A 21945-nucleotide genomic window follows, 5' to 3' on the forward strand; every position below is an offset into this window, starting at 1 on the left:
GGGTTGGTCCGCAAGCCACGGCACCTCTCGATCAATCCGCTCGGTTGCGGATCACTTCCAGCTGGACTGAACGAAACGCGGCAGCTCATCCGGGTACGACGTGAACGCCAGTTCGGAGGTGTAGGCGTAGTTCATCGAATAGTTGAACAGCGGCGCCCAGTACGCCTGTTCGCTGATGCGCTGCAAGGCCTTGCGGTAGTTGTCCTTGCGCAGTTGCGGGTCGAGGGCGTTGTCGGCGGTCTGCAGCCAGCCCTGGACTTGCGGATCCTTGATGTTGTCGTCCGGGTTGCCCTTGAACCAGGTGCCGGCCGACGCCGAGGTGTCGAGGATCGAGAACGAGCCCCAGGCCTGAAACGACATGGGCACCTTGCCGCCACGTTGCTGATCGCGCAGGGCGGCGTACTTCAAGAAGCGCAGCTTGGCGTTGATGCCCACGGCGCGCAGGTTGCCGATGATGGCTTCGACGTAATCACGGTCGCGATAAGCGAAGATTTCGGTCTCGAAGCCATTTGGGTAACCGGCTTCGGCGAGCAGTGCCTTGGCCTTGGCCGGGTTGTAGTCGTAGACCGTGGCCGCGGAGGTATCGCAGCCGAACTGGCCTGGATAACAGGCAACCTGCAAGGGCTTGGCTTCGCCACCCACCAATTGCGTGGCCAGCGCATTGCGGTTGATCGCATGGTTGATGGCCTGACGCACCTTGAGGTTTTTCATCGGCGAGTTGTCAGTGGAGGTGCCCCGAGCATCAAGAATCAGGAAGCCGATGCGCATGGTTTCGCCGCTGGTCACGGTCAGGTTCGGCATGCCTTTGAGGTCGACTGCCTGATCCGAGGTCACGCGCCAGGTCCAGTCGACACCATCGGTCATCAATTCGGCCAGGCGGGTTTCTGCATCCGGGATCACTCGGAATTTCAGGTGACCGATATGGGGCTTGCCTTGTGGGCTGTCTGGAAAGTAGTCCTTGTTGATCTCCATGGTCACGCCTTCGCCAGCCACCACCGACACGGCTTTATACGGTCCGGTACCGATTGGCTTGCGGCTGAACTCAGCCAGGCCGACCTTCTCGAAGTACTGCTTGGGGAACATCGGAACGGCGTTGGACAGGTATTCCAGTGCCGGAGGGAAAGGCTTCTTCAAGTACAGGCGGACGCTGTAGTCACCGGTTTTTTCGGCGCTCTTGATCCAGTCTACGTTTTGCACGGTCACGACTTTCGCTTCGGGCGACACCACGTAGTTGAGGGTGAACACCACGTCGTCGGCGGTGAAGGCGTCGCCGTTGTGAAATTTGACGCCTTTGCGCAGCTCGAAGTCGATGGTGGTGTCGTCGACCTGTGTCCAGCGGGTGGCCAACATGGGCTGGTATTCGCCGCTGTTGGGATCGCGGTAGATCAGGTTGTCCCAGATCAGCCGGCCGAGGATCACGCCTTCGCGTAGATCGTTGTGATAGGGGCTGATGTTTTCAGGCTCGCTGTCGGAAGCGTAAACCAGGGTGTCGTTGGCTTTACCGGCATGAGCCGGAAAACTGCTGATGATGCCCATCAGCGCGATAATGCAGGCGAAACCTTTGATGCCCATGCCGTCGTCTCCGTTGGCGAGAGTGGTTGAATCAAAGGGCAGCGAATCGCAAACGCGTAAAGGAGGGTAAAAAACCAGGTCGTATTTTTTTTGATCTGGACACGAATGTAGGGAAAGGCTATCAATGCCACAAGAATAATATTTCGATACTTCCTTTGCCGAAAAGGCAAACCTTGGGGCGCCGATGCAACTGTATGGTGTGCAGTCCACGGCACTGCGCTATTTTCTTGAAGTGGCGCGATGCGGATCGATCAGCGAAGCCTCGGTACGTCTGAACGTCGCGGCGTCAGCGGTGAGCCGGCAGATTGCCAAGCTTGAATTGGCCTTGGATGCCAACCTGTTCGAGCGTCGTGCCCGGGGCATGGTGCTGAGCGAGGCGGGGGCACGACTGGCGGCTTATGCGCGCAAGTCGCAGCTTGAGGCCGAGCAGGTGGTGCTGGAAATTACCGAGCTGCATGGCCTGCAACGAGGTCATGTGCATGTGGCCTGCTCGGAAGGATTTGCGCTGGAATACATGCCCAGGACCATCAGCGCGTTCCGGCGTGAGTATCAGGGTATTCATTTCACGTTGGAGGTCTGTGCGCCTGCCGAAGCGACCGAGAAGGTTCGTTCCGGTGAAGCCGATCTGGCGATGACCTTCAGCCTGACGCCGCAAAAGGAAATCAAGGTCGAACATGTCCTGAGCGGGGCGATTTTTGCCGTGGTCTCCAACGCTCATCCTTTGGCCGGGCGTGAAGCGGTCAGCCTCGCTGAGCTGCAACCCTGGCCCATTGCGTTACCCAAGGCCGACACCACGATACGGCAACTGTTCGACATCTGTTGCGGTGTACAGGGGTTGTTGTTCGACCCGGTGTTGACCACTAATTACGTTGCCTCGCTCTATAGCTTCGTCCGCGAAGAGGGGGGGATCAGCCTGGCCAGCGAAATGACCTTGCACAAGCAGGTGGCGGACAAGGCACTGCAATGTTTGCCGATCCTCGATGAAGGCATGCATGCGCGGCGCATCGAACTGCAAAGCATGGCTGGACGCAATTTACCGGCAGCGGTTTGTGCATTCAGGGATTTTCTGATTGCGGATCTGGCGAAAGCCAAGCTCTGAGCCGGGTGAGTGTGTTGTCAACGTTGAATGACGTCATTCGATTTTTTTGACCATCAGCCGCCGCGCTGTATTTGCTCCAGGATCAGGCTATCGGTGATGTTCATGTCATCCAGCAACAGAAACATCTTGCTCAGCACCTCGGCCATTTTCTTGTCGGTGTCGGCGAACGGTAGGTAGAACTCCGTGACGTTGTTGCTTGCGGGCACGATGCACAGGTAATTGCCGGGTTCGATATGGATGGCGGCGCTGCCCAGATGAATGCGGTAGTTCGCACGCTGGCCGGTAATGTGCAGAAAATGCCCTTCGCATTTAACGTTTCGCAACCCTAGCCCTTGAATCAGCTCGCCGACCAGTTCGGTGCGTCGTTGCACGGTTTCGTGGCTGGTGATGTAGTCGTCTGCGGCGTGGGCCACGGAGACCAGCAGGTCGGCGTCACGCATGACCTCCGAGAACAGCAGCGGCGGCACTTGCTCAAGGGGGATGGCTTTGTGGTCGCGGTGGAACGCAATCGTGTCGAAGGTAAAGTGTTCTGTTTCCGAGAGGTAATGACCGGTATCCAGAAAGTTGAACAGGGCGTAAATACCGTGCTCTTTGCTCTCGTAATAGATGTCCTCGACGCTGGAGGTCGACCAGTTGCGGACCTGTAGCAACCGGGCGGCGACTTTGGCTTTCAGGCGGTGGCCGGCAAAGCGGTTGGACCACAGGCCGGTGTCTCGCTCGGCCGGTGTGAGCAGGTACAACTCGCGAAAGGCCTGCTTGAACGGTTGCACGCGGCGATGGGTCACCACCTCTTTCTGCCAGGCCGACAGTTGTCCTGCCGTGAACAGATGAAAAGGGTGAGCGATACGCAGACTCTTTTCAGCGACGTGTTGGCGGCCTTCTAGGTCAGTCACCGTCAGCGTTGCGACATCGAGCCAGCCCAGCGCAGCATCGTCGGCCTGCACAATCAGTTGTTCCAGCAGCAGGCGAACGGCGGGCATTTTCAACAGCGATTTCAGGTCGTCCAGGGCCAGGGTTTCGCCGCTGCTCATCATCGCTTCCAGGGTGCGGCAGAAGCGGCCGATCTGCTCCTTGAGCTGGGTCTGCTGCGTTTTGAGGGCGATGAAGTCTGCGTTCTTGCGAATCGCAGGCGGTGCGGTTTTGAGCGTCTTTGCGGCCTTGCAGATGTGCAACGTGGGTGACAAGCCGTCGATGACGAGCGTGACGTCATAGCCATCGATGGTGGCGGCGGTCAGGGCGGATTCGGCGATCTCCGATTCCATGGCCCATTCCAGGCGAATCGCCGAGGGGTAGCCGGCGACACGCGCCAGGTTTTCCAGGCCTGCCTGCACCGCTGCGTGGGAGTTGGCCTGGCGTTCAGCACCGTATTTACGCACCTCTTTGTGCAGTTTCTTGAGTGTCAGATAGCGCTGGCGTACGTCGTCCGAATCCGTGACCGGCAGCAAGCCATAGATGCGCATTGCCGCCTGTGCATGGCGGGTCAACTTCTTTTCCAGCGCCGCTCGACCGATGCCCTGGTAGGCGTCGAGCAGCACACGGGTCTCGGGAAATGCCCAGTGCGAGGGTTCGAGCGCCGCGAGGTACTCGCGCAGGTGGTCTGGGTCGGCCTCGGCCAGCGCCTTGTCCAGCAGGTAGCGGTCCACCACACCCACGGTTTCATCCAGCGTATTGGGCAGGTCGGTGCCCCAGCCGGATCGAGGTGCCAGGGCAATGTTCAGGTATTCACGCTGGAAGGCTTGCAGATCGCTCCAGCCGAGCGCGTCGAGCACCACCCGGCTGGCTTGTCCGGCGTAGGGCAGGGCGGTCAGCAGGGTATTTCTTGAAAAGCCGGACAACGCCGCGAGCAGCTCTGCCGATTGGTTTTTGGGCAAGTCCTGAAGCAGCAGGAAGCATTGGAGCACCGCGGCCGTATCGCCGAAGCTGTCAAAGTCGGCCGGCGTCATGCCCAGTCGTTCGATGACCGCCAAGGCCTGCAGCAACCAGCGGGTCTGATACACCTCGACCGAGCGGAAGGTGTCAGCCAGCCGCTCGGCGTTGTCGGGTAATCCAGCCAGGGCGTCCTCGACGTAACGAGCGGTGAAGTTCGCCAGTTCCGAGGGCACTTCGGTGGGGGTGTCGTCAGGCTGAGATGACTCATCATCGGGGGCTTGCGGGTCATCGTCGTTTGAGTCGTCCTCGTCGAAATCTTCATCGACGTACCGATTCAGGTCCACATCATCGCTGTCCAGTCCGGTGTCGTCTGAGTAGAACATCATGGCGCGGCCCCAGGTATTGGCCGCCCGGACGAAGCGCGGGTAATCGAGGCGACCCGCTTCCATCAGATCCAGAGCGATGCGCCTGATTTCCTTGTGCCCGTAGATATACGCATCGGCGATTTTCCTTTGTTCACCACCCGACGTTGAAGGGGGCTGCTCGCGGTTCCAGCTGCCGTCCAGCAACCATTCGGCGAAGGTCTGCCAGGCCGGGGTGGACGGGTAATCACTCAGGCGCTGGATGCAAGCGTGAACATCGGGGAAGGCCCAGGCCTGGTCCGGACTTCTTCGGTAGTAGGCCGGGCCATCTTCGTCAGTGGGCAGTGGATAGTCACTGTCCTCGAAGGCAAATTGCAGCATGTGCCGCAGTCGCGCGCAGATTTGCTCCAGCGCATAGGCATCCGGGTGAGCCGTGACCCAGGCATCGCAGAGTCGATATTGCAGACCGTAGCGCCGTTGATCGCGGCGGTCCTCCAGATCGTCCCAAACGGTCGGGAACACAAAACCATCAGCCAGTGCCTTGGGTCCATCCTTGGGGTGCTGCCTGACCCAGTCATCGGCCAGGCGCAGGAAGTCGATACCGTCCCAGAAATCGGGCTCGAATTCGTCATGGTGGCTGAGCTCGGGATAGTCATCCAGCGCTCTATCACAGAATGCTCGCAGTGCTGCGAGGCGTGTGGCTTGTTCAGGCACAGGACGGCGTGACGGCATGATGTGGTCCGAAGAAGTGAGTGACGAGGATCAACCGCCAAGCAGCGGCACCAAGCGGATAAACGCGAGGGTGGAAGGGGGACTCAGTTCGATTGTCTCATCGAGTCTTTGCAGCATGACGCCGTTGTGCAGGACGCGGAACGCACGGCTTTCAAAACCCTTCAAGGCTCGTTCGACCTCAACGTCGACATCCAGCTCTGCAGGCGCGCTGGCCTGGGGCATGAGCACCGCGCCTTCACTGGCTTGCCGAAGAATGTCCCGCTCGCTCAGGTATTGGCGGTCGAGCACTTCACGCGTCGACACGTGTGCCAGCCAGTGCTGGACCGACAGCGCGGCGATCTGTTCGGCAACGGTCAGGCGAATGAGCTCGGCGACCGTCAAGGTCGACGCGGTCGGTGTCAGGGAAACAGGGGGCAGTAAAGGCTCTTGGCGTGCGCCTTTCAGGCAATAGCTATGAACCACGAACTCCATGACGCATTCCTTGCAAACCAGGCCAGCCGGGCGGATGGCACCGTAGCATAGCCCTGTGTGCAGTAAATTTCATCGCGCCGCGCTCGCTTTTCATCTTTACGATATTCGCCGGTCAGCCTCCCTGTGCCGAGCGGCCGATGAACTTCTGTTGTCGGCGAAAAACCGTAATGCTAAGGCTGGACTGTGCTCTTGGTGGAGACGATTTTGCCGTAGCCTTCCATTGGCGGCGTCTCGACCACCCACATACGCTCGCTGCGACATTTGAACTTCACACCTTTGCGCGGCGCCATGACTCTGGCCGTCTCCATACACATTGCCCTGGTCGCAAAGGTAGGCCCTGGTTTTCGTTCCTCGATACAGCCTTCAATGCCACTGCAGATCGTCATCACAACAAAGTAAACAGTCATCATCTCAGTATTGCTCCCTTGCGCGATGCGAGTGATTACAGCCTGTAGTCCAGGTGGGCTGGCCTAACGTGTAGCGGGGGGTTACCTGCGGATAATGAGCTTCGATTCAAATCGCCAGCAATGGCACGTTGGTACCGCGCGTCGGGAAACTGTCGCTGTATTAATATATTTTTATTTCATCGATTTTTATGCCAATAACTTGGCGCCATCCGCGCACAAGGGAAGGGTGAACGCGGGCCCATAAACACCCGGAAATCTCTGTGGAAGACCCTGTGGGAGCCGAGCTTGCTCGCGATAGCGTCGGCACATTCAAAACCACACTGCAGGCTGACCCAGCGCCAGCGAGCCCGTCGCTGCTCAGCTTGCCTACAACGACAGATGCAAAGGCGTTAGCATGAACGTTTACTCATAGAAGGGAACATCATGCGAAACCTTCCTCCTTCTTCGAGCCTGCGCGCCTTTGAAGCCGCTACGCGGCACGCCACGTTCACCGCGGCAGCAGAGGAGTTGCATGTCACACAGAGCGCAGTGAGCCACCAGCTCAAGCATTTGGAACAGCTCTGGGGACTGCAACTGTTTCATCGCGGTAACTCGCTGCACCTGACCTCGGCAGGCGCAGCGCTTGCGCCCATCGTGCGGGAGTTTTTCATGAAGCTCGAGGCCACCCTGGCCGATTTGCGCGAGCAAAACGGGCGGCAGCGGCTGAGTGTGAGCACGACCTATTCTTTCGCCTTGAAGTGGTTGCTGCCCAGGCTTCCTGATTTGGCGCAAGCGCATCCGGAAATCCTGCTTACCCTGGACAGTACCGATAGCCCCATCAACTTCTCGACGACAGACCCGGACGTGGCCATCCGCCTGGGCAACGGGCATTTCCCTTCGCTGTTCTCAGAATTCCTGTTCCGCGAGCAGATTTTCCCTGTCGCCAGCCCAGCATTGCTTGCACGCTTTGGTACGCCTCAAACGGCCGCCGAATTGCTGCGCTATCCACTGCTGACGCGCGATGGCGCAGCGTTGGTACCGAAATGGGAGCAATGGTTTGCCCAGGTGGGCGTCGAGGTCACGACCTTGAAGGAAAGCATCCGCTACGCAGATACCAATATGACCATCGAGGCGGCGCTCTTGGGACAAGGTATCGCGCTGGCACGCAGCGGGCATGTCGAAGCCGAACTCAATGACGGCCGTCTTGAAAGGCTTTTCGAGCTGCCGTGCGCATCGCCTCTGGCGTATTACTTCGTATGCCCCAAAGGGATCGAGACTCAGCCTCATATCACCCGCTTTCGTCGTTGGCTGGTGACCCAGGCCCTGGACGCTCAGCACGCTTATACATGAGGTTTTCTTCATGCAGGGATGAAGAGACTTCGCTTTTTTAGCGCGACTCGCTCGGTCTAGGATGATGCATGCCCTTACACATCATCTGCCTCGTCTTGTTCGCCGCGCTGCTACACGCCAGTTGGAATGCCATGCTGCGTGGGGGGGCCGACCGTTTGTGGTCCATGACCATCATGTGCATGGCGATAGCCTTGGCGAGCGTCATCGTGGCGGCGCTGCTGGCGCCGCCCGCCCGTGCAAGCTGGTTCTGCGCCGGACTCTCCGCTGTATTGCACGTGGGTTACAACCTGTTCCTGGTGCGCAGTTACAAGTCTGGCGACCTGGGCCAGACCTATCCAATCGCCCGCGGTGTATCCCCGATCCTGATTGTCCTGGCCGCTTCGCTGTTCGCGGGTGAGCGCGTGGCGCCGAGTGGGCTGCTAGGTATTGCGTTGGTGTCGACCGGAATCCTCTCGCTGGCGTATACCGGGCGCCAACGGGCGTTGCCTGACTTGCCCTATGCACTGGGAACCGGTTTTTTCATTGCCGCTTACAGCGTTGTCGATGGCATAGGTGTTCGCCTCTCCGGGGCGCCCATGGCCTACACCGCCTGGATGTGCCTGTTGTGGGGCGTGATGATGCCCCTGGTTTATATCGGACTGCGAGATGCCAGAAGCCTCTTTGCCTTGCGGCCAGGTATCGCCGTGGCCTTCGCTGGCGGGCTGGTTTCATTGCTGGCCTACGGCGTCGTGATCTATGCCATGGCCCATGCCCCGATGGGAGCGGTGTCCGCCCTGCGCGAAACCAGCGTCATGTTCGCCGCTTTGATCGGGTACGCATTTCTTGGCGAAGCATTGACCTTGCGCAAGCTGTTGGCCTGCGCCGTGATTGCGCTCGGTACGCTGGTGATCGGCTGACGCTGCTTTTTTCATTTGGCTGTGAGGATTGACCATGAATGACCGTTCGCAAAAACCCGTGATCCTGATCACCGGAGGCGGGCGCGGGATCGGGGCGGCGACCGCTCTGCTGGCCGCTGAGCAAGGTTATGACGTCGTGCTGACCTACATCGCCGATGAGGCGTCGGCGTTGGCGGTGGCAGCGCAAGTCGAGGCCAAGGGGGGCCGTGCCTTGGCTGTGCGTGCCGATAACGCCGACCCAGCACAGGTCGCCGAACTCTTCGCCACCCTTGACCTGCGCTTCGGACGAATCGATGTGCTGGTCAACAACGCTTCGATATTGGCACGCCAATCTCGCTTGGAAGATCTTGGCTTCGAGCGCATGCAGCGAATCTTTGCGGTCAACACCTTGGGCCCGATGCTCTGCGCGCAACACGCGACCCGGCGCATGGCCTACCGTTATGGCGGGCGTGGCGGTGCGGTCATCAATATCTCTTCGGCGTCAGCCCGCCTCGGTAGCCCGAATGAATACGTGGACTACGCAGCATCCAAGGGTGCGGTTGAAACGTTCACGACCGGTTATGCCAAGGAAGTGGCCCGGGAGGGTATTCGTGTCAACTGCGTTCGACCCGGGCATATCTATACCCAGATGCATGCGAGTGGGGGAGAGCCGGGCAGAGTCGACCGGGTGAAGGAGACGATCCCCATGGGGCGCGGCGGACAACCGGAGGAGGTCGCGCGGGCCATTCTCTGGCTGGCGGGGCCGCAGGCTTCGTTTGTGACGGGGACCTTTCTGGATGTGACCGGAGGGAAGTAGACCGGTGACAGCGTCCTATTATTGCCGCTGCACCACGACCGGTCATGCCGTGTTCGAAGCGGCATGACCGGAACGCTCTGCGGATTATTTTTGCGCCAGCAATGCCTTTCTTGCCGCCTTGTCATGTTTCATGGCAGCGATTTCACGCTCGCAGGCCTCGATATCGAACGAGTTGTCCCACTTGGCAATGGCGATGGTGCCGATGCCGTTACCGATCAGGTTGGTCACGGCTCGCGCTTCGTTCAGGAACCGGTCAATGCCCAAGAGCAAAACCAGGCCTACCAGAGGAATGGAGTGGATGGTTGTGAGTGTTGCAGCCAGCGTCACGAACCCCGCACCCGCCACGCCTGCCGAGCCTTTTGAAGTCAGCAGGAATACGCCCAGCAGAATCATCTGGTCCATAAAGCTCAGTGGTGTATTGGTCGCCTGGGCGATAAAGATGGCGGCCATGGTGAGATAGATGCAGGTGCCGTCCGCATTGAAGGTGTACCCCGTTGGCAACACCATGCCCACTACCGATTTTTTACAGCCAAGCTTTTCGAGCTTGACCATCATTCGCGGCAGTACGGCTTCGGTGGAGCAGGTACCGAGCGTGATGAGGATTTCATCCTTGAAATAACGCAGGAATTGCATGAGTGGCATGCCCGACCATCTAGCCACCGTACCCAGCACGATCACGATGAAAATCAAGGTCGTGGTGTAGAGCGCGACCAGCAATTGGCCGAGTGACAGCAAGGTACCAATGCCGTACTTGCCAATGGTGAAAGCCATACCTGCACCGGCACCAATCGGCGCCAAGCGCATCACCATTGCAACAACCTTGAAAAGCCCTTGCAGGAACAGGTCAATGGTGTTGATCAGCGGCTTGCTGGTTTCGCCCATTTGAACCAGGGCAACACCCATCAATACCGACAGCAGGATGACCTGGAGCATGACGCCGTTGGAAAATGCGCCAAGGAAGGTCGGCGGGATGATATTGAGAAAGAAATCAATGATGCCGCCTTGCTCACTGGCCGCTTGGCTGTATTTGCCAATAGCACTTGCATCAAGTGCGCTAGCGTTGATGTTCATACCCACACCAGGCTTCACGATGTTGACCACAATGAGGCCAACGACCAAGGCGATGGTTGAAAGGATCTCGAAATAGACCAGCGCTTTTACGCCAATCCGTCCGACCTCCTTGATGCTGCCCATTTTTGCGATACCCACGACGACAGTACCGAAGATAATGGGCGCCAACAGCATTTTGATCAGCTTGATGAAGCCATCGGCGAAGGGTTGGAGCTTGGCTCCGATATCGGGCGCGAAGTAACCGATTGCTGCACCGATCACGATGCCGATCAGCACTTGCACATACAGCTGGCTGTACCAGCGGGTTCTGGAGATTTCCACGAAAGCACCTCATTTTATTCTTGTGATGGGCATGTGGCTTGCGTCAGTGGCGGACGCCTGATTCTGCGGTCTTTTTCAGAAAGACCGCAGAAGGAGAGGGATCAGCCTTCGCCCAGCTCACGCATGACGGCGTACAAAGCGGATTTGGCTTCGAAGCCAACACCTGGAATATCCGGTAGGCCGACATAACCGTTTTCGACACGGATGCCGTCAGCAAAACCGCCAAAGGGCTGGAACACATCGGGGTACGATTCGTTGCCGCCCAGGTGCAAGCCCGCGGCGATGTTCAGGGACATCTGGTGACCACCGTGAGGCACTACGCGGCGGGAAGACCAACCCATTTCCTCCATCACCTTGAGGGTGCGCATGTACTCCACGAGCCCGTAGGACAACGCACAGTCGAACTGGAGGTAGTCACGATCAGGGCGCATGCCGCCGTGGCGCAGAAGGTTGCGGGCGTCCTGGTGGGAGAACAGGTTTTCGCCGGTCGCCATGGGCAGTTCATAGTGGTTGGCAAGCTCGGCCTGCAAGGCGTAGTCCAGCGGGTCGCCGACCTCTTCGTACCAGAAGAGGTTGTACTGCTTGATGGCTTCCGCGTAGGCAATACCGGTCTGAAGATCGAAACGACCATTGGCATCGACCGCCAGTCGACGACCGTCCCCAACCACTTCAAGTACCGCCTCGATACGACGGATATCCTCGTCCAGCGGCACCGCGCCAATCTTCATCTTGACGACATCGTAGCCACGATCCAGATAGCTCTGCATTTCCGCCTTGAGCTTGGTCTGGTCTTTGCCAGGGTAGTAGTAGCCGCCCGCTGCATAGACCCAGACCTTGTCATCGGCCACACCGTTACGGTAGCGGTCAGCCAGCAGGCGATACAGCGGTTTGCCTTCAATCTTGGCAACGGCGTCCCATACCGCCATGTCGATGGTGCCAACGGCGACCGAGCGCTCGCCGTGGCCACCCGGTTTTTCGTTGGTCATCAAGGTCTTCCAGATGGCGAACGGATCCAGGTTGTTGTGCTCATGATCGACGAGCGTATCTGGATCCGCTTCCGTGATTCGTGCCAGGAAGCGATCACGCATCAGGGCGCCTTGGCCATAGCGACCATTGGAGTTGAAACCGTAACCGATGACAGGCTTCCCCTCGCGAATCACGTCCGTGATGACAGCCACGACCGAGCAGGTCATTTTCGAAAAATCGATATAGGCATTGGCGATTGGGGAGGCAATCGAAACGGTTTTTTCACGAATGTCTACGATGCGCATGGCGGGTTCCTCTTGTTGTTGATGGCCCCACGTTATTCGTTGCGATGCCCCCCGCCCAATGCTATTAATGCCGCACCCTATGCACAGGAGGCATGGCCCTTGGAGCTCGTTTGGCTTGAAGATTTCTCGGCGCTTGCGGAGTACGGCAGCTTCGTTCGGGCGGCTGAGGCGCGGCACGTTACCCAGCCCGCATTCAGTCGCAGGGTGCGGTCATTGGAGACCTGGATGGGAGTGCAGTTGTTCGTTCGAACGCCTCAAGGCGCGACGCTTACCGAAGCAGGCAGGCAAATTTTGCCAAGTGCTCAGGAGGCGGCCAGGCGCTTGTACAGAATGCGCAACGAGGCTCAAGAGATCGCTGGAATGGCCGCCAAGTCGCTTCAATTCGCGGCCACTCACTCCCTGTCGTTTACATTTTTTCCAAAGTGGCTTCGAAGCTCGGAGAGCGGTGCTCCCATCGAGGCTGTGCAACTGCATTCGGCTAGCATGGCTGCCTGTGAGCAGATGCTCATACACGGTCAGGTTCAGTTTTTACTGTGCCACCGCCATCCCGATGTTCCTCCTCTGCTAGCCCCTGATCAGTTCATTGGCAAGAAGGTGGGTGAGGACGTTCTCGTTCCCCTTGCGAGTGCTTCCGCTAACTTCGGCACCTCGCCTGCGGCATTGCCCTACCTCGCTTACACCCATGAGTCCGGATTGGGGCGTATCGTCGCTCACAGATTGCGTGGCAAAGGGGATTACCTTCACCTCAAACCACTTTTTAGCAGCCATCTCGCAGCGGTACTCATGTCCATGGCCCTGGAAAGCAAGGGTGTGGCTTGGCTGCCCAAGAGCCTTACCGAACAGGAAATACTGGATGGACGCTTAGTCCGGGCGCTCGACGAAAGCTGGGATATCCCCCTGGAAATTCATCTGACCCGTCCAACGGCGCCACTTAGTCAATCGGCCGAAGCGTTCTGGGCTCGGGTAGGGCCGTGACCAGGCGCGTTTTATGTGACGCGCTGCGTTGCCCAATAGGACTGAGCGAAATGGGATTTGGGTTTGGGCAGATCGCCGCTAATCCCTTGTCGAGATCGCGGCGGAATGATGAGCTTGTCGCTACTTATAATGTTGCTCAAACACCGCCAACTGCTCAGGCTTGATCAACTGAAAGGGTACCCAGACGTCCGTTTCCACCGGCTCTCCCTTGATCATCTTGAGTGCTGCCTGTACCGCGCTGGTCGCCTGGGCCTTGGGGTCCTGGAACACCGAGGCGACCAGCATCCCGCGCTTGATCGCCGCCAGGCCGTCGGGCAGGCCGTCGATACCGACGATGGCGACCTCGCCCTTGGCTTTGCCGGCCTGCTGCAAGGCCATGGCGGCGCCGATGGCCATCTCGTCGTTGTTGGCGACGATGGCGTCAAACCGACTGCCAGCCAGCAACCAGTTACTGGTCAAGTCCATCCCTTTGTTGCGCTGCCACTCGGCACTTTGCTGCTCGACGATCTTGATGCCGGGATAGTCCTTGAGCACCTGTTTGACGCCTTCGGTGCGGTCGTGGGTGGCGTTTTGCGCCAGGTCGCCCATGATGATCGCCAGATTGCCCTTGCCTCCGAGCTTTTCGGCCAGGTAGCGCATCTGCAGCTGTCCGGCCTCAATGTCATTGGACGCCACCGTAACGACGCCTTTGGGCAAGGTGCGCTCGTCCGGGTGACGGTTGACGTAGACCAGTGGCGTCTTCGCTTCGACCGCGGCGCGGGTGATGTTCGCCGTGGCGGAGGTGTCTACCGGCAGGACAATGACCGCATCCACTTTCTGGTTGATAAAACCTTGGACCTGGTTGAGTTGGCGCACCACATCGCCTTGGGCGTCCTCGAACTGGATCTGCACGTTTTCCTTTTTCGCGGCCTCGTCCAGGCCGTTACGCACATAGGTCATGAAGTTGTCGTCGACCCTGGCGATGCTGACGCCGATACGGTATTCGGCGGCGGCCCATTGGCTGAACAGCAACAGCAGGGTGGCGAAAAGCAGTGTGCAACGACGCATGATGGTTTTCCTTTTGTTGTTATGAGTTGTACGTCACCAGGAGATGAAAATCTGCCGCACGTCTTGAACTCGGCGCGGCTTTATCCATCAAGCGTGAAGGCCTGCCGGAAACGCTCCAGCGCGACCTCGCTGTCACCGCTGGCCCAGCCTTCGAGGCCGACGACACCGCTGTATCCCATGCCGAACAAGGCCCTGGCAATGGCGGGATAGTGGATTTCACCGGTGCCGGGCTCCATGCGTCCCGGAACGTCGGCGACCTGGATTTCTCCGATGGCGCTGCCGGCGCGCTGGATCAGTTCGATCAGGTTTCCTTCGCCGATCTGCGCGTGATAGAGGTCCAGGTTCATCTTCAGGTGCGGGCTGCCCACGGCTTCGATCAGCGCCAGGGTATCGTCAGCGCGGGCGAACGGCGTGCCGGGGTGGTCGACTTCGGTATTGAGGTTTTCCAGCAGGAATACCCGACCCGCGTCTTCGCCCAGGCGGGCGATTTTTTCCAGCGTCTTGCAGGCGCTCAACCACATGCGGCCAGTGGCCTGGGTCACGGGTTTGATCGGCAAGCCCTGGGCATCCAGGCCGGTGCCGTGCAGGTTCAGGCTCGGGCAACCCAATTGAGCGGCGACGGCCAAGGACTCCTGGGCGCTGTCGAGCAGCTGCCGGATCGCCTCGGGATCGGTCAGATTGCCCGAGAGGTAGCCGGTCATGGAGGTGAAGTCCGCGCCGGTCGCGGCGAGGGCTTGAATGTCTTTGCTCGCCCAGTTCCATATCTCGACGCTGAAGCCCAACGCATGGATGCGTTTGACCCGTTCGATAAAGGGCAGGTCGATGAAAACCATCTCGGCGCTGATCGCTAGTTTGAACGGTATGAAACTCATGAAAGCGCTCCCTGCACACGCACCGTCTTGCCTTGCTGGAAGGACTCGATACAGGCACGGGCAATGGCCAGTGCCGCACGCGCGTCTTCACCGCTGGCCAAGGGTTTTTCTCCACTGCGCACGCAGTTGGCGAAGTGGTTGAGCTCGGCCACATAGGCATCACGCAGCAAGTCGGTGTCCATGCGCTGGGTGTCGGCCTGGACCCCATCGGCCAGGTATCGCAGCAAGTCAGAGTCGTTGACGTTGCCCATGGTCAGCATGCCAGCGCTGCCGAACACTTCGCCGCGGACATCGTAGCCATACACGGCCTGGAAGTTGGCCTCGGCCGTGGCGATGGCGCCATTGTCGAAACGGATGGTGACCACCGCGGTGTCGAGAAAACCTTTGTCCTTGTAGGCGGGGGCGATCAGGGCGTCGGCCATCACAAAAACCTCAACCGCCTCGGCACCCGGATTCAGGTAGCGCAGGGTATCGAAGTCATGGATCAGGGTTTCCAGGAAGATCACCCATTGCGGCGCCGCGGCCGGGTTGTTCAGCGCCGGGTCGCGGGTCAGCGAGCGCAGCAGTTGTGGTGTACCGATCCGGCCGGCAACGACGTCCAGATGAGCGGTGCGGAAACTTCTGGCAAAACGGCGGTTGAAGCCGACTTGTAGCGTCACCCGTGCATCGGCAGCGGCGGCGATGGCGCGGTCAGCTTCGTCCAGGGTGATGGCCATCGGTTTTTCACAGAACACCCCTTTGCCGGCCCGGGCCGCACTGATCACCAGTTCGGCATGGCTGCGTGCCGGGGCGGCAATCAGCACGGCGTCGATGTCCGGATCATCCAGCAATTGCTGTGGATCGGCATAGACCTTCGGCACGTCCAGTTCTGCTGCCAGGCGTGCGGCCTGGCCAGGGGTAGGATCGGCGATGGCGGCGAGGCAGGCGCCGGGGATGTGCCGGGCGGCGGTCAGGCCGTGAAAACTGCCCATGCGACCAGCGCCGATAAGGCCCAGGCGCAGGATCTTGGATGTGCTCATGAACATGACTCCCTTTATTGTTTTTACGACTCGGCGGTAAGAATGTCCTCGTCTGTTCATCCAGGGAGCAAGCGCTGTGCCAATAGTTATCTTATTGATATTTAAAGGTTTTAATTTGAATGGCTGTTCATTTGAATGACATGTCTATACTGACATGTCGAAAATATGAACACGTGGCCGAATAATGGATCAGCAACCTGCAGCGTTGAGCGCCGAAGACCGCGATTACCTCACCACCCTGGGCCCTGCATCGCTGAACGAAGGGCCCGGCACTGCGCTGGATGAGGCCTGGCGGGCGTGCTTGCGGGGGGAGATTGATCGTCCTGCCGGGATCCGGCGGGTGATTTGGGCGTCCTGGTTGCGCAGCGTCAATGCCGGCCTCGATCCGGAAGATGGCGAGTACCGTTTTGTCGCGCCTGCCGACCTGACCGCGACACTGGCCGCCAACCGGCTGCTGATCGCCGCGGCGGCGCAAGTCATGCGTGGTTTGCTCGCTTATAACCCCAGGGGCCATATCAACCTGACCGATGCCGAAGGCACGACGTTGTACTTCTGTGGCCTGGACCTCACCCCCATAGGCAGTCGACTGCTGGAATCGGTACAGGGCACCAACTGCACCGGTCTGGCGATCGTCGAAGACCGTTTGGTGTATGTGCTGGCCGAGGAGAACTTCGGGCTTGGCCTGCGCCAGCGCCGCATGCATTGTGCCGCCGCGCCAATCCGCGATGCCCAGGGCCGGACGCTGGGTATGTTGACCTTGACGGCGGAGCCGGGCTGGTTTCATTTCCATACGCTGGGCACCGTCCAGGCCGCGGCCGAGGCCGTCTCCAGGCAGATGACACTGCAAGCCTTGCTCGAGGAGCAACAAACCGTCCTTGAAGTGCTCAACGAGGGGTTGGTGGTATTGGATGAGCGCGGTTGCATCAAGGCGCTCAACCATTACGCCCGACAATTGTTTCGCGTGGGGCATGACCTGCTCGGCAGTCCGTTCAAGAGCCTGGGCAAGAGCGAATTGACCGATGCGGTCCTGTTCGGGGGCGGGGAAGGGGTACGGGACCTGGATTGCACCTTTGAACTGCACGACCGCAGCCATCTGGCCTGTCTGGTGTCGGTCTGTCCGCTGGAGCAAGGTGGGCGGATTGTTTCGTTGCGCGAGAACCGACGCATCCGGGAAATCACCCGGCGGATCATCGGCACCCAGGCCAGCTATACCTTCGAAACCATCCTGGGCCGCTCACAGGCGATTCAGGATGCACTGCACCTGGCCCGGATCGCCAGTCGCAGCGACTCCACTACGCTGATCCTCGGTGAGAGCGGCACGGGCAAGGAACTGTTCGCCCAGGCCATCCATAATGCCAGCGACCGTAGTGGCGGGCCTTTCGTGGCGGTCAATTGCGGGGCCATTCCCCGTGATCTGGTGCAGAGTGAGTTGTTCGGTCATGTCGAAGGCGCTTTCACCGGATCGGCTCGCGGTGGGTCGGCGGGCAAGTTCGAATTGGCCGACGGCGGGACGATCTTCCTCGACGAAATCGGCGACATGTCCTTCGATGCGCAGGTCAGCTTGCTGCGTGTCCTGCAGGAAGGCGAGGTGACACGGGTGGGGGCGAAGAAATCGCTGCGGGTCAACGTTCGCATCATCGCTGCGACACATCGCAACCTGAGCCAGGCGGTGGCCGAGGGCGCCTTTCGTGAGGACCTTTACTACCGGCTCAACGTGCTGAACCTGACGGTGCCGCCGCTGCGGATGCGCCGCGAAGATGTGCCGTTGCTGGCGCGGCATTTTCTCGCGCGGTGTGCCCGGTCGCTACGCAAGACGATGCAGGACCTTTCACCAGGGGCGCTGGAGATGCTTGGCGCCTATCACTGGCCGGGCAATGTCCGTGAGCTGGAAAACGTCATTGAGCGAGCGACCAACCTGGCGCTGACCGAACTGATCGAGCCGAGCGATCTTGCGCTGGAAATCAGGCAGCGAGGGCGGCCATCGCCTTGGGTAGGTGTGCCTGAGCCGCGGACGGCTCCGGACCTGGGCACTCATGAGATGAATGCCATCATCGCCGCCCTCAAGGACACGCGCGGAAATATCCGCCTGGCTGCTCAGCGGTTGAATGTGTCGCGTGGCGGGCTGTACAACAAAATGAGTCGATTTGGGCTCAAGGTTGATGCGTTTCGTTCTTAGCGGTTGGCGCAGCGCTGATGGCGAAACGGGCGGTCAGTTTGCCGCCTGATCAACGCATTGCCTGGCCAAGTGAAGGTCAGAAAACGGTTTTCTTGAAGGGGCGAGCGGGGACGCCCCGATAGAAAGACAAAATGGCCAGCACCTGCACGATGACTGCCGCTGTCACGACAGCGGCGATGGCGTGATTCGGATCGGTGAAGGCGGCACGCAACAGGCCAAAAAAGGCCGGGGCGAAGGCGTAGGTGGCCTGGCTGATCGCAACCATCAGGGCGATCACCCTGGCGGTGTGTTCACGGCTGAACTCGGCCTGTGCTATCAGCGGCGGCAAGGAGGTGGCATTGCCAATGCCCGAACCGATCAGCACCACGGCTATCCAGGCCACTGTCGGGTGAAGGTCCAGGCCCAGAAGCATCAGCGTGCCCAGCATCTGTACGGTGTAACCGAGGCAAGCCAGCTGTCGGCGATTCATACCTTGGGTCATCAAGCGTGCGGCGACATATCGCCCGCCTATCGCACTGGCGGTGGCCAGGCCCATGGCGAATGAGGCGTCATACGCCCCCATGCGTCCCACCAGGATCGAGTACAGGTGCGCGATCAAGCCGATCTGGGCGAACAGCCCCAAGGACATGCCGGCTGCCAGGGTGCGGAAACTGGCCGACCTGAGCGTCTGCATGGCGGTCCACGGCGTAGCATTGGCGCTGATTGGCACGGGTTCCGGCGGGGCTGCATTGTCGGGATGTTGTCCCAGGCCTTGTGGGTTTTTGTTGAAGACCAGAAAGGCGAAAGCGCCTATGAGCAGCACGGCGATGACGCTGATCAGCGCCGCCGCCGGGGCAAAGCCGAAACGCTCGATCAGCCACACCCACAGCGGCGAAAAGATCACGCCTCCCAGGCTGGCGCCGTTATAGGCTTTGCCCAAGGCCTTGGGTCTTTCCTTGACGTACCACGGCGCGATGAGAGTGTTGACGGCCGCGGCCCCCAATGTCACCCAGCCGATACCCGAGCAGACGGCACCGGCATACAGCACCCAAGGTTGGTTGGCCTGCGCCCAGAGGTTCACGCCGATGCCCAGGACGATGCTGCCAAGCAAGGTGACGGCGGGGATGCCGAAGCGTGCATAAAGTCTTGGCAGGTTGGCGATGACCACCGTGCCGCTGAGAAAGTGCAAGGTCACGGCAGCCGAGACCTGGGCGATTGGCCAACCCGTGCGCTCGATGACCGCCTGCATGTAAATCGGTGGGCCATAGAAGCCGATTCCCCAACCGATCATCGCCAGGATGAACGTGCAGGCCAGTACGGTTTTTCCAAAAAAGCGGGTGTGTGTCATCGCCATCTCCTCCAAGGTGGCTCACAGACTATGCGCTCGCCAGGGTCCTCACTTCGTGGTGCGTCGAACAATGGATGTCGAGAACAATTGCCTCTTGGATTGGTTTTCCGGCAGAGCTTCGCTCGCTTGTTTGTCGATACTCGACCAGACCTCGCGGATCCTGCTGTCCTCGAACGCGTAGAAGACGTTCTCGGCGAAGGAGATCCGTGCCTCATGAACCGCAAGGCCCAGGAAATCTCCCGCGATTTTTTCCGATACGCGTGCTGGATGCTTTAGTTGCCTTGAAGTGTCCCGCTTTAAAAATCGTCCATTGATGGGCGGGACCGTAGACGGTGAGATAGGTACGACAGCATTGCGCTGTCGCCCGTCCATTCGATTAAAAAGGTCTGCAGTCCATGCGCTCGCTCGTCAAACTCTTCGCTCTTGCTGGTTTCACGCTGCTCGGCATTCCCTTCGTCACTCAGGCGCAGGGCGTTCCCGAGGCGGCCAGTCCGGCATTCGTGGTACACAAGCTGACGGACTTCCTCTACGCCATCGGCGAACCCCACTACTACCAGAAAAACTTTTCCTACCTGCTGGTGGGGACGAACCAGGCATTGATGTTTGATTCGGGGGCGAACCAGAAGGAAGACATAACTGAAGTAGCGCGCGGGATCACTGACAAGCCGCTCTCGATGTTGCCTTCACACCTGCATTTCGACCACCTCGGCGGGCTGCATAACTTTCAGAGCATCTACCTGGTGGATACGCCGTTCACGCGTCGGTTCAAAGGAAAAGATAGCCTCTACCACGTACCGGAGCCGGTATACCTGGGCAACATCGATCACATGGTCGTGCCTCCTTTCAAGGTGGCACGGCTGATACAGCCAGACGAGACGATTGACCTGGGCGGTCTCAAGGTGCGCCTGATGAGCGTGCCGGGTCACACACCGGACGAAGTGGCGCTTTACGATGAGACGCACAACATCCTGCTGGCCGGGGACCACCTCTATCCGTCCTGGCTGTTGGCGGGGAACCTGAAGGACTACGTCGCTTCTCTGGACGCCACACTGAAGGTGATTGATCAACAGACCGCCATCTATGGTGCCCACGCTGGCGAGGATCCGACCCAGGTACCGGCCATGACCTATGCCGATGTGCGGGCGATCCGCGACAAAATGGTCCAGATCCAGGCCGGGCGCGCCAAGGGTGAAGCCTTCAGCGATCCGGAACTGATCAAGAGCTCCGAGCTTTATATGGTGGAGAAGGACATCAGCATCCTCACCAACATCCGTTTCAACGACGGCCGGGGTTACGGCTACTGATCGGACTGCCCACTGGTGGTCAGCAACCAGTCGATGAATGCGCGGATTTCCGGGCGTTGACGGGTCGCCTCGGAGCAGGCCACGTAGTAGTTGTGCACCGCTTGCACCGAGATCGGCAGTGGCCGTACCAGGCGCCCTTGATCGAGGTCCCGGGCGGAGACGAGTTCATCGCTCAGCGCCACACCAAAACCGTCCCGAGCGGCCTGCAAGACCATGCCGAAGTCTTCGAAGTGGATATCCTCGACGCCGCCACGGCTGAAGCCGGCCTCGACTAGCCATTGCTTCCACTGGCTTCCATCGTCTTCGTGGAGCAGTCGGTGCCGTGCCAGGTCTGCGACTTCGTGAATGGCTTGGGTACCGCGCAAGTATCGTGGGCTGCACACCGGAGTCATGTAAATGCCATGCAGCAGCCGCCACCATAAGCCTGGCCAGGGCGGCGCACCATAGACCACTGCTACATCGGCGCGGCGCCAGTCCACTTGCGGCATGCCCGCTGCGGTGATCACGTTCATTCGCACTGAGCGGGAGGCTTCCATGAAGCGCAGCAGTGCCGTGGTGAGCCATTCCACGCCTTCGGCCGGGGGAATGGACAAGGTGATTTCGACCTGTACCGGTTCATCCGTGTTCCCGCTGCGCAAGGCGTCCACCGCGTCGCTGATCTCGCTCATGGCGTTGGCAACGCGCTTTTGTAGTTGGCGACCGTTACTGGTCAATACCAGCTGACGGCCGCGCTTTTCGAACAACTCCACCCCGAGGCTGGTCTGCAGGGCTTTGACTTGCTGGCTCACCGCGCCGACGGTGACATGCAACTCCACCGCGGCCGCCGCCAGGCTGCCCAAGCGGGCCACGCTTTCGAATACCTTGAAACTGTGCAATGGAGGAAGTGTCATCTCATCTCTCGTGAGGGCCGGGACAGGAAGGATGTTACAAACTTGCTATTTCCCTTTCGGGCCGATGACAGCAGAGCCGACTATCCTTTCGGACACCGAACGTAAACGCTGCATCCATAAAAAGAGACGCCATGTCACA

At 59.6% G+C, this 21945-nt stretch carries 18 protein-coding genes; 7 read left to right on the forward strand and 11 right to left on the reverse strand.

Annotated elements, in window-relative coordinates; translation table 11 throughout:
• Positions 1-51: 51 nt before the first annotated feature.
• Positions 52-1572: an ABC transporter substrate-binding protein gene (locus tag AB7M32_RS16270; protein WP_454250541.1), complete on the reverse strand. Its 1521-nt coding sequence runs from the start codon at positions 1570-1572 to the stop codon at positions 52-54.
• A 184-nt stretch (positions 1573-1756) separates the two neighbouring features.
• On the opposite strand from AB7M32_RS16270, the gene AB7M32_RS16275 reads away from it, so the two are divergent.
• Entirely contained in the window at positions 1757-2671 is a 915-nt protein-coding gene (locus AB7M32_RS16275) for a LysR substrate-binding domain-containing protein (RefSeq protein WP_454250542.1), read from the forward strand.
• Between the two features lie 53 nt (positions 2672-2724).
• Here AB7M32_RS16275 and AB7M32_RS16280 read toward each other — a convergent pair whose 3' ends face one another.
• Both AB7M32_RS16280 and AB7M32_RS16285 read right to left on the reverse strand, forming a co-directional pair.
• Positions 2725-5634, reverse strand: coding sequence for a DUF4132 domain-containing protein (locus AB7M32_RS16280; protein ID WP_454250543.1), 2910 nt, complete (start codon positions 5632-5634; stop codon positions 2725-2727).
• A gap of 30 nt (positions 5635-5664) precedes the next feature.
• The gene (locus AB7M32_RS16285) at positions 5665-6105 is read right to left on the reverse strand and encodes a hypothetical protein (protein ID WP_454250544.1); all 441 of its coding nucleotides are present in this window, start codon (positions 6103-6105) and stop codon (positions 5665-5667) included.
• A gap of 830 nt (positions 6106-6935) precedes the next feature.
• On the opposite strand from AB7M32_RS16285, the gene gcvA reads away from it, so the two are divergent.
• The 3 genes from gcvA (at position 6936) to AB7M32_RS16300 (ending at position 9533) form a co-directional block, all read left to right on the forward strand.
• Positions 6936-7841, forward strand: a complete 906-nt coding sequence (gene gcvA, locus AB7M32_RS16290; RefSeq protein WP_072405070.1) for a transcriptional regulator GcvA — start codon at positions 6936-6938, stop codon at positions 7839-7841.
• 68 nt (positions 7842-7909) lie between these two features.
• Positions 7910-8737 carry an EamA family transporter gene (locus AB7M32_RS16295; RefSeq protein WP_454250545.1) on the forward strand — a complete coding sequence of 276 codons (828 nt, stop codon included), beginning with the start codon at positions 7910-7912 and terminating at the stop codon, positions 8735-8737.
• Between the two features lie 34 nt (positions 8738-8771).
• Positions 8772-9533 (forward strand): glucose 1-dehydrogenase, encoded by a 762-nt coding sequence (locus AB7M32_RS16300; protein ID WP_092165416.1) that lies wholly within the window; start codon positions 8772-8774, stop codon positions 9531-9533.
• An 84-nt stretch (positions 9534-9617) separates the two neighbouring features.
• Here the strand turns inward: AB7M32_RS16300 and dctA are convergent, their stop codons facing one another.
• The gene (dctA, locus tag AB7M32_RS16305; RefSeq protein WP_454250546.1) at positions 9618-10925 is read right to left on the reverse strand and encodes a C4-dicarboxylate transporter DctA; all 1308 of its coding nucleotides are present in this window, start codon (positions 10923-10925) and stop codon (positions 9618-9620) included.
• Positions 10926-11026: 101 nt separating this feature from the next.
• Positions 11027-12196 carry a mandelate racemase/muconate lactonizing enzyme family protein gene (locus tag AB7M32_RS16310; RefSeq protein ID WP_454250547.1) on the reverse strand — a complete coding sequence of 390 codons (1170 nt, stop codon included), beginning with the start codon at positions 12194-12196 and terminating at the stop codon, positions 11027-11029.
• 99 nt (positions 12197-12295) lie between these two features.
• Between AB7M32_RS16310 and AB7M32_RS16315 the strand changes: the two genes are divergently transcribed.
• On the forward strand, positions 12296-13171 hold the full coding sequence (locus AB7M32_RS16315) for a LysR family transcriptional regulator (protein ID WP_454250548.1): 876 nt from the start codon (positions 12296-12298) through the stop codon (positions 13169-13171).
• A 120-nt stretch (positions 13172-13291) separates the two neighbouring features.
• On the opposite strand, the gene AB7M32_RS16320 is transcribed toward AB7M32_RS16315, so the two are convergent.
• The 3 genes from AB7M32_RS16320 to AB7M32_RS16330 all read right to left on the reverse strand — a co-directional run bounded on the left by AB7M32_RS16320 (position 13292) and on the right by AB7M32_RS16330 (position 16109).
• The gene (locus AB7M32_RS16320) at positions 13292-14218 is read right to left on the reverse strand and encodes a sugar ABC transporter substrate-binding protein (RefSeq protein ID WP_060742818.1); all 927 of its coding nucleotides are present in this window, start codon (positions 14216-14218) and stop codon (positions 13292-13294) included.
• Between the two features lie 80 nt (positions 14219-14298).
• Entirely contained in the window at positions 14299-15090 is a 792-nt protein-coding gene (locus AB7M32_RS16325) for a TIM barrel protein (RefSeq protein WP_454250549.1), read from the reverse strand.
• The gene (locus AB7M32_RS16330) at positions 15087-16109 is read right to left on the reverse strand and encodes a Gfo/Idh/MocA family oxidoreductase (RefSeq protein ID WP_454250550.1); all 1023 of its coding nucleotides are present in this window, start codon (positions 16107-16109) and stop codon (positions 15087-15089) included. The genes AB7M32_RS16325 and AB7M32_RS16330 overlap by 4 nt, the downstream gene beginning before the upstream one ends.
• A gap of 184 nt (positions 16110-16293) precedes the next feature.
• Here AB7M32_RS16330 and AB7M32_RS16335 point away from each other — a divergent pair, with 184 nt between their 5' ends.
• Entirely contained in the window at positions 16294-18285 is a 1992-nt protein-coding gene (locus tag AB7M32_RS16335; protein WP_454250551.1) for a sigma-54 interaction domain-containing protein, read from the forward strand.
• 76 nt (positions 18286-18361) lie between these two features.
• Here the strand turns inward: AB7M32_RS16335 and AB7M32_RS16340 are convergent, their stop codons facing one another.
• Both AB7M32_RS16340 and AB7M32_RS16345 read right to left on the reverse strand, forming a co-directional pair.
• The gene (locus AB7M32_RS16340) at positions 18362-19612 is read right to left on the reverse strand and encodes an MFS transporter (RefSeq protein WP_454250552.1); all 1251 of its coding nucleotides are present in this window, start codon (positions 19610-19612) and stop codon (positions 18362-18364) included.
• 48 nt (positions 19613-19660) lie between these two features.
• Positions 19661-19984: an ester cyclase gene (locus AB7M32_RS16345; RefSeq protein ID WP_454250553.1), complete on the reverse strand. Its 324-nt coding sequence runs from the start codon at positions 19982-19984 to the stop codon at positions 19661-19663.
• A 23-nt stretch (positions 19985-20007) separates the two neighbouring features.
• On the opposite strand from AB7M32_RS16345, the gene AB7M32_RS16350 reads away from it, so the two are divergent.
• The gene (locus AB7M32_RS16350; RefSeq protein ID WP_072405067.1) at positions 20008-20916 is read left to right on the forward strand and encodes an MBL fold metallo-hydrolase; all 909 of its coding nucleotides are present in this window, start codon (positions 20008-20010) and stop codon (positions 20914-20916) included.
• Here the strand turns inward: AB7M32_RS16350 and AB7M32_RS16355 are convergent.
• Positions 20910-21806, reverse strand: a complete 897-nt coding sequence (locus AB7M32_RS16355; protein ID WP_454250554.1) for a LysR substrate-binding domain-containing protein — start codon at positions 21804-21806, stop codon at positions 20910-20912. The genes AB7M32_RS16350 and AB7M32_RS16355 overlap by 7 nt on opposite strands.
• Positions 21807-21945: the final 139 nt, after the last annotated feature.

It is taken from the genome of Pseudomonas sp. R151218B TE3479 (assembly GCF_053629195.1).